This window comes from Nonomuraea deserti, from assembly GCF_004348685.1.
GTDB classification, from domain to species: Bacteria; Actinomycetota; Actinomycetes; order Streptosporangiales; family Streptosporangiaceae; genus Nonomuraea; species Nonomuraea deserti.
Genome location: NZ_SMKO01000039.1, coordinates 45,380 through 58,157, shown reverse-complemented (window position 1 = coordinate 58,157; position 12,778 = coordinate 45,380). Strand labels below are relative to the sequence as shown.

The following is a 12,778-nucleotide window of genomic DNA, read 5'->3' as shown; positions in this document are numbered from 1 at the left end:
AACCGGTGACCAGCCAGCCCTGGTGCCCGTCGGGGAAGGGGAAGCGGCTGATCGGGCCGTGCTCGCGGGCGTCGATCAGCCCTGCCGGCGGGTCGAAGGGACAGCCGGGCTGACGCGCCGTCGGCATTGTCGTGACGGTATGGAGGGATTCACTCATGATTTTCCTCATTCGCGCCGCGCGAAATGAGCGGCTGAAGGTCAGGTTGGCAGTTCGACCGTGCCCTGCTGTTCCGCACGGCCTGAGGTTCGTTGCACGGACGGTGGCTACTCGCAGAAGACCCGCACTGTGGTATCGGGCTGGTCGACCTCCACGGTCATCTCGTCGAGGTGCTCGACGAGCGCTTCGAGGTGTTCGGGCTTGAGCCGGGTCAGGTCGAACGGCACACCCGACTTGTTCAGCTCGGCGTTGGCCCGGTCGAGTGCCTGCGGCGGGATCAGGGCCGCCAGTTGTACGCCGGCCCGCAACAGTTGCAGCGGCACCCGCACGTCGACCCGCCCCGGCTCGCCGCCCTCGAGGGTGTGCACCATGAGCCGCAAATACTTCGCCTTGCCCTTCGGCCGGGCATCGAGACTCGACGCCGCCGGCGACTGGTCCCGTTCGAGCGCGGCGATGAGCCGCTCCGCCTCCGCTGCGGTGATCTTGCCCTCGGCCAGCATGTCGAGGATGTCCTTGCGCTGTTCGTTCATCGGAACCTCTGCTATCGGATGGCTACGAGCACAGCCGTACGGTCCTGCTCGATGTCGACCCGGGTGCCGGGCAACGCGGAGACGACGCGCCAGCCGGCGCCCAGTGCCCGCACCACGCTGACGCGGTACACGAGACAGGCCACGGCCGCCCCCAGGACGGCCAGGGCCACGACCGGTGAGAGCACGAGCACCACGGGGAGCACCGGGACCCAGATCCGGATGGGACGACCCTCCGGGCGCTCGACACGTACGGTCACCGACTGCGGCATCACGTCCGGCCCTCCAGTTCGGACAAGGCCTGCTGCGCGGTGATCTCGCCGCGGCGCAACCGATCGATGATGTCGGCCCGCGGCGGCGCCGGATCGGTCTCGACGAAGTCGAGCATCTGCGTGATCCGGTTCAGTCGCGACTTGATCGTCGGGTAGCTCACCCCGAAGATCCGTTCCATCTGCTTGATGGAGCCGTGGCACCGCACGAACGCCATGACGAAGATCTGGTCCTCGACGTCGAGCTGAGCCAGTTGCGGCAGCTCGAACTCCCCCTCGATCGCGACGCCGCTTTCCGCCAGCCGCACCCGCTCGACGACGAACGGCCGGCCCCGGGTCAGGTTGGTGAGTTCCTGCCAGTCCATCGCCCGATCTGTCATAAATCAAGTTATACCGGGCTTCGATGTGAATTTTCAATATGTCGATCTTGAATATCTCAACTGACCGGTCGAACCATCACGGCCGGGCGCCCCCGACCCGGCTCCCCCGCACGGGCGACCCGGCCCACCGGACGACGACCCGCCGGGTTACGGGCCGACGTGCGGACTGGTTTTCGGATAGCCGTTGACCCCTCATGTGAACGCCGTGTATACATGCGCCATACGTGCTGGATTCCTACCAAGACGGCTCAGTGTCAGGCCCGGCGACCTGGAGATGTCATGGCGATGATGAGCAGGCGAAGCTTCCTCGCGGGAGGCGCCGTCGCGTTGGGGACCACGACTCTGGCGGCCTGCGGCAACCCGGTGACCCTGCCGGAGTCCATGGAGGCCGTCCGGCCCCGCCCCGGCGGTCCGAACCGCGGCGGAGCTCTTCACTTCGGCCTGTCCACCGATCCGGCCAACCTGGACCCCCACGTCTCCACGGGCAGCGCGTCGGACTATCTTCGGCAACTCGCCTACAACGGCCTGGTCCAGTACGACGGCTCCGGCGAGATCGTCGCCGATCTCGCGACCGAGTTCGGCTGGACCGACGAGCGGACGTACAAGGTCAGGCTCCGTCCGGACGTGCAATTCCACGACGGGTCCGCCCTGACGACCGATGACGTGGTCTTCTCGTTCCGCCGCATGATGGACGAGAACACCGCGGCGACGTCGGGGCCGCTCCTCGACCAGGTCGCCTCCATCGAGGCCGTCGACGCCACCACCGTGGTCTTCACCTTCAAGCAGCCCGACGTGGCCTTCCCGTTCGCCCTCGCGGCGCCGACCTCCAACATCGTGTCCAGGAAGTGGATCGAGTCGGGCGCGAACACCAAGACGCAGGTGATGGGCACCGGCCCGTTCCGGTTCGTCGAGCGCATCCCCGGCGTCAGCACCACCTTCGTCCGGTTCGACGACTACTTCGAGCCCGAACTGCCGTACCTCAACGGGATCGTGTTCCAGCCGATGAGCGATGACTACGCGCGCGTCACGGCACTCCGCACCGCCACCGTCGACATGATCGACTATGTCCCGGCGACGCATGTCGGGGTCATCACCGGCAACCCGCGGCTGCGGTTCGCCTCCGACAAGACCTTCGGTTTCGGCTTCGTCGGGTTCGTCACCAGCCGGCGGCCGTTCGACGACGTGCGCGTCCGCAGGGCGGTCGCCATGTCGATCAACAGGCCTTCGGTCCTCGACACCGCGCTGCTCGGAAACGGGCGGCCCATGGACGGGGCTCTCATGCCCGAGATCTTCGCCCCCTACGCACGCCAGCTCGACGACTCCACGCCGTACGACCCCGAGCAGGCGAAGTACCTGCTCAAGCAGGCGGGTCAGGAAGGGCTGACGCTGCCGGTGGTCACCACCAGTTCGTACTCGGTCATCGCCCGGCCGGCCCAGGCGATGCTGCCGGGCCTGCGCGCGGCCGGTATGAACGTGAACCTCACCCAGCAGGAGTGGCTGACGTTCCGGGCCAGCGTGGCCGCCAAGACGTTCCCCGTCCACTCCTGGGGGACGGCGCCGAAGTTCGGCGATCCCGCGTCGCTGCGTGACTTCATCGGCGGCACCGGCACCTTCGCGAAGAACCTCGACTTCCAGGACGACAGGATCGATGACCTGCTCGATCAGGGAAGAAGGACGACCGACCCGGCTCTGCGGAACGAGATCTACCTCGAGGCCGAGAAACGGGCGCTGGAGCTGGTCCCGATGACCTACACCGTCCGCCGCGAGCAGGGCGAGGCTCACTACCGCTACGTCAGGGGATACGAGCATCCGCCGAAGGGCGCGTGGACCGCCACGGCTCTTCGCCGCACCTGGATGGAGAAGACAGCGTGAGGCGTTTCCTCGTCAGACGATTCACCCAGGCGATCGTCCAGTTGCTCCTCGTCGGAAGCATCGTCTTCTTCCTCGCCCGGCTCATCCCCGGCGATCCCGCCAGGGCCGCCCTGGGAGAGGCCGCCACGGAGGAGCAGGTGGCCCTGACCCGGGCCGCGATGCACCTCGACGAGCCCTTCCTGGGACAGTTCTTCGGATTCTGGGTGCGGCTCCTCCAGGGAGACCTCGGCACCTCCCTCATCAGCGGCCGTGCGGTGATGCAGGACCTCCCCTCCCGGCTCGGCAACTCCCTGGAGCTGGTCCTGCTCGCCCTGGCGGTCTCTCTGGTGGCCGGTATCGCGCTCGGCCGTGTCGCCGCCACCCGGGCCGACAAGCCGTCGGACCACGTACTGGTCGCAGGGTCGATCTTCGGGATCTCCCTTCCCGTCTTCGTCGTCGGAACCCTGCTCCTGCTGGTGTTCGCGGTCCTCATCCCGATCCTGCCGCCGCGCCGGTTCGCCTCGCCGCTGGACGACCCCGTCGCGCACTTGCAGATCCTCGTCCTCCCGGTGGTCACGCTGGCGGCGGCCTCATGCGCCGTGATCACCCGGATGACCAGAGCGGCGATGCTCGAGACGCTCAACGCGGACTACGTCCGTACGGCGCGGGCCAAAGGGCTCGTCGAGAAGCGCGTCATCAAACGTCACGCCCTGCGGACCGCCATGCTTCCCGTGGTCTCCATGACGACCGTCGAGCTGACGACGCTCATCGGAAGCACGGTCCTGGTCGAGACCATCTTCGGGTGGCCGGGAATGAGCTCCCTGCTCATGAACGCCGTGGGGCAGCGCGACTACCCCGTCATCCAGGCCGTCGTTCTCGCCGCGGCGACCATCGTCATCCTGGTCAACCTCGTCGGAGACCTGGTGGTCAGGGCCCTCGATCCTCGGGCGGAGGACAACTGATCATGGCAACTGCTCCGGAGTCGCTGGCGCAGGCCCTGCCTGGCACACCACTGGTCAAAGGCGCCGGCAGGAAATCCTTTCTCAAGCGGATGGTGGCGAACCGCAGAACGTCCATCGCGGGCGCCTTCCTCCTGCTGGTCGCCATCGTCGCGATGTTCGCGCCGCTCATCGCCCCCTACGACTACCGCGACATCGTCGGCAGACCGCTGACCTCCGGCGGGCCGCTGGGCATCGACGACTTCGGCCGCGACGTCCTCTCCCGCCTGCTGATCGGGCTCCGTACCTCCCTCGCGGTGGCCCTGTCGGCGGTTGCGGTCGCGGGAGTCATCGGGGTCGCGCTGGGCCTGGTGGCCGGTTACGTCGGCCGCTGGGTGTCGACGATCATCATGCGCGGCATCGATGTGCTGCTCAGCTTCCCCCCGATCGTGCTGGCGATCGCGGTGGTGGCGATCTTGGGCCCGGCGCTGGTCAACGTCGTCCTCGTCATCGGCGTGCTCTACATTCCGAGGTTCACCCGGATCGTCTACAGCCAGGTGCTCTCGATCAGGAGCATGGAGTACGTCGAGGCCTCGGAGATCATGGGCACGAAGCCGGCCGACATCCTCGTCAAGACGATCCTGCCGAACGTGGCCGCGCCGATCATCGTCCAGCTCAGCCTCTCGGTGAGCTTCGCCATCCAGATGGAGGCGGGCCTGAGCTTCCTCGGTCTCGGGGCGCAGCCGCCGCTTCCGTCCCTGGGCACGATGGTCGGCGCGGGACGTGACTTCCTCGAGGTGCAGCCGACGCTCCTGATCTACCCGTCCGTGCTCATCATTCTCGTCGTCCTCGCGCTCAACGTGTTCGGGGACGGCATGCGCGACCTGCTCGACCCGCGGCACCGCACCTGACCACCGTTCTCCCGCGGCGACGACGGCGATCCAGAAAGGAAACCTCATCACCATGGCCCTTCCCGCCACGCACAGGCTCGGCGAGCTCTCCTGGACCCAGGTCAAGGAGTTGGCGGAGCAGGATCCGATCATCCTCCTGCCCATCGGAGCCGTCGAACAGCACGGGCCGCACCTGCCGATCCATGAGGACTCCATCGTGGCCGAGTGGGTCGCGGACAAGCTGGCGAAGGAGAACGGCTGCTACGTCGCTCCGGCCCTCAACTACGGACACTCCGGGACGTTCCGCGGCTACAACGGCAACCTCTCGCTGAGCCAGGCCACGTTGCGCAACGTCACCTACGAGATCATCGAGGCTCTGGTCCGGTCCGGCTTCAGGCGCATCGTCATCATCGACAACAACGGCGGGAACGTCGGGCCGGTCACGGGCGCCGGCCTTGACGCACGGCGCGACTTCGGGGTCCTGATCGGGCACCTGTATCCGTGGCAGCTGGGTTACGCGCTCATGCGCGACGTGTACGACGACCCGGGCAGGGCGTACGGCCACGGGGCGGAGCCCGAGCACTCCGCGATGCTCGCGATGTTCCCGGACCAGGTGCAGGGCGACCTCGCCGTAGCCGGGGGCCTGGAGTCCTCCAGCGGCTGGAACCCGACGAGCTACACGGAAGCGGCGATTCCCGGCTACGACGTCCGCGGGACCGTCTTCTGGGACTTCTCCGAGGTCAGCTCGACGGGGTGCACCGGCGACGTGAGCCTGGGCAGCGCGAAGATCGGCGAGATCTGGATCGAGCGCGTGATCGGCTTCTGCTCGGCGTACCTCCGGGAGTACGACCGGAACACCTCGGCGAAGTAGCCCGCCGTCCTTCCCGCACGAGCACCTGAGGAGAGGCCATGACAACCGGCACGATTCCCTCCGACCCGATCCTCTCGGTCGAGCGGCTCTCCGTGGACTTCCAGATCGCCGGCGAGTGGACACCGGCCGTGAAGGACGTCAGCTTCTCGGTCGCCAAGGGCGAGGTGGTGGCGCTGGTCGGGGAGTCCGGCTCGGGCAAGTCCGTGAGCTCGATGTCCGTACTCGGGCTGCTGGCGCCGAACGCGCGGCGCCACGACAGCATCCGTTTCGGCGGCACCGAGATGCTCGGCCTCGGCGAAGAGGCTCTCCGCGCCATCCGGGGCAGGAGGATCGCCATGATCTTCCAGGAGCCGATGACGGCGCTCAACCCCGTCTACACCATCGGGGAGCAGATCATCGAGGCGATCCAGTGCCACGAGCCCGTACCGGCGGCCGAGGCCCGTGCGCGGACGCTGGAACTGCTGAAGAAGGTCGGGATCCCGGAGCCGGAGCGCCGGATCCACAGCTACCCGCACCAGCTCTCCGGCGGGCAGCGCCAGCGGGCCATGATCGCCATGGCCATCTCCGGTTCGCCGGAGGTGATCATCGCCGACGAGCCGACCACGGCCCTCGACGTCACGGTCCAGGCGGAGATCCTCGAGCTGCTCCGCCGCCTGCGGGAGGACCTCGGCTCGGCGGTCGTCATCATCACCCACGACATGGGGGTGGTCGCCGATCTCGCCGACCGGGTGGTGGTCATGAGGCAGGGGGAGGTCGTCGAGGAGGCGCCGGTCGCCCGGCTCTTCTCCGAACCGCGGCACGAGTACACCAGGAAGCTGCTCGCCGCGGTGCCGCGGCAGGAGCCCGGAGGGCACGCGGAACCGGACGCGGCCACGACCGGCGCAGGCGGGGGCGCCACCCTCCGGGTCGCCGATCTGGAGGTCGAGTACCCGGGGAGGCTGGGTCGCAAGGGCTTCAAGGCCGTGCACGGAGTCAGTTTCACCATCGGGAAGGGCAGGGTCCTCGGCCTCGTGGGCGAGTCCGGTTCGGGCAAGTCCACGATCGGCCGGGCGATGGTCGGCCTGGTGCGGGCGTCGGCCGGCACCATCGAGATCTGCGGGCAGGACGTGACGAGCCTCAGGCCGAAGGAACTGCGCGGTTTGCGCAGGAAGTACTCGATGGTCTTCCAGGATCCGGGGTCGTCGCTGAACCCGCGGTTGTCGATCGGAGACTCGATCGCGGCACCCATGATCGTGAACCGCTACGCGGATCGCCGGGCCGTCCACGAGCGTGTGCTGAACCTCCTCGACCAGGTGGAACTGCCCACGAGCTGGGCCGACAGGTTCCCTCATGAGCTGTCCGGCGGCCAGCGGCAGCGCGTCGGCATCGCCCGCGCGCTGGCGCTCGATCCGGAGCTGCTCATCGCCGACGAGCCGACGTCGGCGCTCGACGTCTCGGTTCAGGCCACCGTTCTGCGGCTGTTCCAGGAACTGCAGGACAGGCTCGGCTTCTCCTGCCTGTTCATCAGCCACGACCTCGGCGTCGTCGAGCTGCTCTCCCACGATGTCGCCGTACTGCAGCACGGGCGGCTGGTGGAGAGCGGCCCCGCCCGTGACGTGCTGCGCGACCCGCGGACGGAGTACACCAGGCGGCTGATCGCGGCGGCGCCGGTGCCCGACCCCGTCGAGCAGGCCGAACGCCGCCGGCTCTGGCGGGAGACGGCGAGGTGAGGGGGCCGATGATCCGTCGGTCACCTCAGGTGGGAGACGACCGTCTCGTCGGGGCGCAGGTGATGCCGCAGGGTCCGCTCGGCGGTGTCGAAGTCGTGGTCGGTCAGCGCTTTCAGCAGGGTGCGGTGCTCCGGGGCGATGACTTCGAGGCGCTTGGGGCGCAGGGACACGGCGCTGACCGCGATCCGCTGGTGCCGCGGCTGAAGGCTCGTGTAGAGGTCGATCAGGATGCTGTTGCCGGTCGCCCTCACGAAGGAGTAGTGGAAGAAGAAGTCCATCTTCGCGTGTTCGGCGATGGCGTCCCGGTCACCGGCGCGGACCCGCGCCACGCGCTCGGGGTCCTCCATCCGGTCCAGATGCCCGGACAGTCCGGCCGGTATGTCGATGCTCTTGTCGCACAGGATCTTGAAGCCGTGGAGCTCGAGCAGCAGCCGCATCTCATAGGTCTCGAACAACTCTCCTGCCGTCACGCGCCGCACCTGGGCGCCCCGCCGGGGCAGCAGGTCGATGAACTTCTCCGCGGCCAGACGGTGGAACGCCTCGCGTACGGGGGTCCGTGACACCCCGGCCTCGTCACAGACGAGCTTCTCCTCGAGGAACGCCCCCTCGGGGATCCGCCCGCTGAGGATCGCCTCCCGCGTCCACTGGTAGGCACGCTCGCCTGCGGTCATCGCCCGACCGGTGTCGAGTGACTGGTCCATGCCACCCCCTCATCCATTGTATACACAGCGTATACCACAGACCCCGAAGGAGACTCCATGACGCATGAGCAGGACCGAAGGTACGCCGCATGGCTGTCCGGTCCCGGTTTCGCCGCGGCCGAGATCGTCGCCGGCCTCGGCTACGGCGCCGTGGTCCTCGACATCGAACACGGCGCGTTCGACCTCGCCGACCTGGAACGTTTCACCCCCTTCCTCCGGGGGCTGAACCTCGAGGTCCTGGCGAAGGTGCTGGGGCCGGAGAGGGGGCCGATCCAGCAGGCTCTCGACTTCGGCGCCACCGCCGTCGTCGTGCCCCACATCGAGAACGCCGCGCACGCGGCCGCCGTCTGCGCGTTCGGGAAGTTCCCCCCGCTGGGGGAAAGGAGCTTCGCCGGCGGCAGGACCGCGCGGTACGGCGGCCACGACGACGACTGGATCGCGCGGCAGGACCGCGAAACCCGCGTGTACCCGATGATCGAGGACGCCGGCGCCATCGACCAGATCGGCGACATCCTCGCGCTCCCGACGGTCGACGGTGTCTTCCTCGGTCCCAGCGACCTCTCCATGCGCCGCGGGCGGGGCGCCTACACCCGCTCCGAGGACGACTTCGCCGACCTCAGGATCGTGGCGGACGCGGCCCGCGCCGCCGGCAAGCCCTGGGTGCTGCCTGCCTGGTCCACCGCGGAGAAGGCGTTCGCGCTCGAGAACGGAGCCGACCAGCTCGTCCTCACGATGGAGCACGGCGCCCTCATGGCAGGCTTCGGCGCGGCACTCGACGAGGCGAACGCGCTGACCACCGACCACCACTGACAGGAGCCGGAACGCCATGTGCTTCAATGCCCCGCGGCGCGGCGGAACGCGAGGCCCGGGGACACGACCGGAGCCGATGGAACGGACAGAAGGAAGCGCGTGTGATGACAGCACTCGTCACCGGAGTGGTGGTGATCGCAGCACTGGCGGCCTTCGCCCAGGCGCTGAGCGGCTTCGGCTTCGCCCTCGTCGCCGTACCGCTCCTGACACTCCTGGCGGGACCCCAGACCGCCGTCACGGTGGTGACGGCCCTCGGAGGTCTGCTCGCGCTCGCCATCACCGTCCACCAGAGGCGTCACGTCCAGGGACGGACCGCGTTGCTGGTGACCGGGGCGGGGCTCGTGGGCATGCCGTTCGGCCTGCTCGCGATCACCGCGCTGAGCGCACGCTCCCTGTCGGTCCTCATCGCCTGCGTCGTCCTGGCGTTCGCCCTCCTCCTCGCACGCGGGGCGACCCTCAGCCGCGGAGCCGGCTCCGCGGCGGCCGCGGGCTTCGTCAGCGGGGCGCTGCTGACCTCGACCGGCATGAACGGCCCTCCGGTGGTCGCGGCGTTCCAGGCGATGGAGCTGCAACCCCGTGAGTTCCGCGCGACGCTCCAGGCGACGTTCTGCGCGGGAGACGCGCTGGCCGTCCTGGGTTTCCTCGCCGTCGGCCGGCTGACCGCGGACAACCTGCTCCTGACCGCCGCCGGCCTCCCCGGCATGGCCGTGGGCTGGTGGCTGGGCGACCGGATCTTCGCGCGGACGGACCCGCGGCGCTTCAGGAAGATCGTCCTGACGGTGCTGGTCGCCAGCGCGTGCATGGCCCTGGCGCAGGCCGCTCTGACCTAGGTACGGCCGCCCGGCCTGCCGGGTCTGCAACTGCCTGAACGGTAGGACCGGCGCGTGACGGGCATTGCCACGTCAAGGGGTTCTTGAGGCAGCTGCCGCCGAGGATGTCGAGAACGGCCTGGCAGCTCCGTCTCGGGAACGGATGCGGGCCACCGTGGCCGTATTACACCGAAGGAGACCCAGCATGACGATCCAGCGGATGGACAACGTCCTCATCGTGGTCGACGATCTCGACGCTGTCATCGCGTTCTTCGTCGAACTCGGCATGGTGCTGGAGGGCAAGGGGCCGATCGAGGGACGTTGGGTGGAGCGCGTCATCGGGATCGACGACGTCCGGCAGGACTTCGCCATGCTGCGGACCCCGGACGGCCACGGCCGGATCGAGCTGGCGAAGTTCCACACGCCGAAGGCGATCAGCGCCGAGCCGAAGGACGCACCGGCGAACACGCTGGGCATCCGCCGCATCATGTTCGCCGTCGACGACATCGAGGCCGTCATCGCCCGCCTGCGCTCCCACGGCGCCGAACTCGTCGGCGAGGTGGCGCAGTTCGAGGACAGCTACCTGCTCTGCTACGTCCGCGGCCCCGAGGGCATCATCGTCGGACTGGCCGAACAGCTCAGCTGAAGGCCGCCGAAGGGACGGCACCCGCGCCCGGGAGGTGCGCCGGACCGCCGGTCGGCGGACGACGCCCCCGCATGGCCGGGCCGCATCGGCGTCAGCGACGGCGGACCGCGAAGCGCTCCACCGCGAGCGTGCCTCCGTCGACGCGGGCGCCGAAGCCGTAGCGGTACTGCCCGCGGACCTCCGGATCGTCGAGTCGTGCGTAGCGGCCGACATCGGCGGTGAACAGGTAGTGCCAGGCGCCGCCGGCCGCCACCGCGTACGCGGTGAGCTCGTCACGGTGCAGCACGCACGCCAGCCGGGCGTCGGGCCCCGGATAGTCGATCCTCCCGTCGAGCTGGACGATGCGCCGGGCGGTCAGCTCGCCGCCGACCCTGACGTCCCAGCCGGTGCGCTTGCGCCGGTGGTTGTACCAGACCACCAGGTAGTCACCGGCGTCCTTGACCAGGCCCGCGAACAGGGTGTCCTGGGTGGGCGCGGCGGCGCCGGCATCCGAGCGCCGGCTGACGACGATCGCGGCCGGCGACTCGTCCGCGACGACGTCCGAGCGCAGCAGCGCGAAGGCGGCGGCCCCGTCCGCGGTCACGGTGAGCGCACCACCGGCGGCCCGTACCGTCCCGGGACGTCCCTCCGGATCCGGTGCCAGGACGGTGAACCCGGACAGCCCGCTCGAGAAGTCCCGCTCCAGCACCAGGCCCGGGAAGTTGTCCGGCGTGGGCCGCGGCGGCAGCAGGTCGACGTCGCGCAGGTGCGCGTCCAGGGCCGCGCGCAGCTGTCGTGTCTCGCCGGGCCGCCGGTCGGCGAGGTTCTCGGCCTCGCCGGGATCGGCGAGGAGGTCGTACAGCTCGCTCCGCCCGTCGTGCAGATACCGCAGCAGTTTGTACCGGCCGCGGCGGACCGCGGCGGTGGGCGCGCCGGGGTTGTGCCAGTGCGGATACACCCAGAAGAGGTCGGTACGCCGCGGCGCCGTGCCGCCGCTCAGCAGGCCGGCGAAGCTGACGCCGTCGAGGTGTTGTCCCGGCGGTCTGGGGACGTCGGCGGTGTCGAGCAGGGTGGGCATGAAGTCGACGGTGCTGAAGGGGGTGTCGACGACCCGCCCGCCGGACCCTGCCGGGTGGTAGGCGATCATCGGCACGCGGACACCGCCCTCGTACAGGGTCGCCTTGGAGCCGCGCAGCGGGCTGCTGGTCGCCACGCCGCCGTCGCCGCCGTTGTCCGACAGCAGCAGGATGACCGTGTTCCCGGCGATGCCGAGCCGTCGCAGCGTGTCCCTGATCATGCCGACGCCGTCGTCGATGACCTCCAGCATCGCGGCGAGGACCGGGTTCCTGCCCGGCTCTCCGGCGCCCGGCTTCGAGGCGTACTTGTCGACCAGCGGCTGCGGCGCCGCCAGTTTCGTGTGGGTGGCGTAGTGCGACAGGTAGAGGAAGAACGGCCGCGCGTCGTCCTCGGCGCGGGTGACGAAGTCCACGGCCTCCAGGTTGAGCCGGTCGGTGAGGTACTCGTCCTCCTCACGGGCGGGCAGATCCGGCAGCATGAAGTACGGGTGGAAGTAGTCACCGTCGGCGATGTACTTCTGCTCCGAGGCGATGACGTCGGTGAAACCGTGCGACCACGGATTGCCGGGCCGCTCGCGCACCGGGCCGGTGTAGGTCTCGCTCAGGTGCCACTTGCCGATCAGGCCGGTGCGGTAGCCGGCGTCGCGTAACGTCTCCGGCAGGGTCCGGTGACCGGCCGGCAGGAAGTCGTCACCGGCGGCGCCGAGGAACTCGGTGATGCCCACGCGCGCCGGATACTGCCCCGTCATGATGCTGGCCCGGGTCGGCGAGCAGACCGGCGCCGCCGAGTAGCCCGCCTCGAACCTGATCCCGTCGGCGGCGAGCCGGTCCATGTGCGGGGTCTCGTTGAACGTGTTGCCGTAACAGCCCAGCTCCCGCCGGGCGAGGTCGTCGATGAGAACCACGATGATGTTGGGCTTCGCCGCCCCGTCCGCGGGGACGCCGGCGTACGCCGCCGGGCCGGCCGCGCCGCTCAGGCCGGCGGCGGCAAGCCCTCGGAGCACGGTCCGCCGGTCCGGCATCGATGCTGTCACGGCGAGGGGACCTCCGGTCTGGTCGACATGCCAGCGTCCGCCTTGACGGCGTGCCCAGCTCGCTGGTGCTCCCGGGCGCCGCCCTCCATCAAGGCGTCACATAGTACACAAACGGTGTAATGGCCCTACAG

At 69.3% G+C, this 12,778-nt stretch carries 13 protein-coding genes and 1 pseudogene; 8 read left to right on the top strand and 6 right to left on the bottom strand.

Annotated features, from left to right (window positions below):
• The 4 genes and pseudogenes from E1292_RS53810 to E1292_RS17260 all read right to left on the bottom strand — a co-directional run.
• A pseudogene (locus E1292_RS53810) lies at positions 1-157 on the bottom strand (cytochrome P450); the annotation flags it as partial.
• A gap of 107 nt (positions 158-264) precedes the next feature.
• Positions 265-687, bottom strand: coding sequence for an SHOCT-like domain-containing protein (locus E1292_RS17270; RefSeq protein WP_132596237.1), 423 nt, complete (start codon positions 685-687; stop codon positions 265-267).
• 11 nt (positions 688-698) lie between these two features.
• A complete protein-coding gene (locus tag E1292_RS17265) occupies positions 699-959 on the bottom strand; it encodes a hypothetical protein (protein WP_132596236.1) in 261 nt (86 codons plus the stop codon).
• Positions 956-1,333 carry a DUF2089 domain-containing protein gene (locus E1292_RS17260; RefSeq protein WP_220446890.1) on the bottom strand — a complete coding sequence of 126 codons (378 nt, stop codon included), beginning with the start codon at positions 1,331-1,333 and terminating at the stop codon, positions 956-958. The genes E1292_RS17265 and E1292_RS17260 overlap by 4 nt, the downstream gene beginning before the upstream one ends.
• 288 nt (positions 1,334-1,621) lie before the next feature.
• On the opposite strand from E1292_RS17260, the gene E1292_RS17255 reads away from it, so the two are divergent.
• The 5 genes from E1292_RS17255 to E1292_RS17235 are packed head-to-tail and all read left to right on the top strand — an operon-like array spanning position 1,622 to position 7,592.
• The gene (locus E1292_RS17255) at positions 1,622-3,205 is read left to right on the top strand and encodes an ABC transporter substrate-binding protein (RefSeq protein ID WP_220446889.1); all 1,584 of its coding nucleotides are present in this window, start codon (positions 1,622-1,624) and stop codon (positions 3,203-3,205) included.
• Positions 3,202-4,146: an ABC transporter permease gene (locus E1292_RS17250; RefSeq protein ID WP_132596234.1), complete on the top strand. Its 945-nt coding sequence runs from the start codon at positions 3,202-3,204 to the stop codon at positions 4,144-4,146. Before E1292_RS17255 ends, E1292_RS17250 begins: the two co-directional genes overlap by 4 nt.
• A gap of 2 nt (positions 4,147-4,148) precedes the next feature.
• A complete protein-coding gene (locus tag E1292_RS17245) occupies positions 4,149-5,033 on the top strand; it encodes an ABC transporter permease (protein ID WP_132596233.1) in 885 nt (294 codons plus the stop codon).
• A 52-nt stretch (positions 5,034-5,085) separates the two neighbouring features.
• A complete protein-coding gene (locus E1292_RS17240) occupies positions 5,086-5,883 on the top strand; it encodes a creatininase family protein (RefSeq protein WP_220446888.1) in 798 nt (265 codons plus the stop codon).
• Positions 5,884-5,921: 38 nt separating this feature from the next.
• A complete protein-coding gene (locus E1292_RS17235) occupies positions 5,922-7,592 on the top strand; it encodes an ABC transporter ATP-binding protein (RefSeq protein ID WP_132596231.1) in 1,671 nt (556 codons plus the stop codon).
• A 20-nt stretch (positions 7,593-7,612) separates the two neighbouring features.
• Here E1292_RS17235 and E1292_RS17230 read toward each other — a convergent pair whose 3' ends face one another.
• Complete coding sequence (locus E1292_RS17230; protein ID WP_220446887.1) at positions 7,613-8,293, bottom strand: GntR family transcriptional regulator; 681 nt, start codon at positions 8,291-8,293, stop codon at positions 7,613-7,615.
• 57 nt (positions 8,294-8,350) lie between these two features.
• Here E1292_RS17230 and E1292_RS17225 point away from each other — a divergent pair, with 57 nt between their 5' ends.
• The 3 genes from E1292_RS17225 (at position 8,351) to E1292_RS17215 (ending at position 10,558) form a co-directional block, all read left to right on the top strand.
• Positions 8,351-9,103 (top strand): HpcH/HpaI aldolase family protein, encoded by a 753-nt coding sequence (locus E1292_RS17225; protein WP_132596230.1) that lies wholly within the window; start codon positions 8,351-8,353, stop codon positions 9,101-9,103.
• A gap of 104 nt (positions 9,104-9,207) precedes the next feature.
• The gene (locus E1292_RS17220; protein ID WP_165974595.1) at positions 9,208-9,933 is read left to right on the top strand and encodes a sulfite exporter TauE/SafE family protein; all 726 of its coding nucleotides are present in this window, start codon (positions 9,208-9,210) and stop codon (positions 9,931-9,933) included.
• A gap of 199 nt (positions 9,934-10,132) precedes the next feature.
• The gene (locus E1292_RS17215) at positions 10,133-10,558 is read left to right on the top strand and encodes a VOC family protein (RefSeq protein ID WP_220446891.1); all 426 of its coding nucleotides are present in this window, start codon (positions 10,133-10,135) and stop codon (positions 10,556-10,558) included.
• A 91-nt stretch (positions 10,559-10,649) separates the two neighbouring features.
• Here E1292_RS17215 and E1292_RS17210 read toward each other — a convergent pair whose 3' ends face one another.
• Positions 10,650-12,647, bottom strand: a complete 1,998-nt coding sequence (locus E1292_RS17210) for a sulfatase (protein ID WP_220446886.1) — start codon at positions 12,645-12,647, stop codon at positions 10,650-10,652.
• Positions 12,648-12,778: the final 131 nt, after the last annotated feature.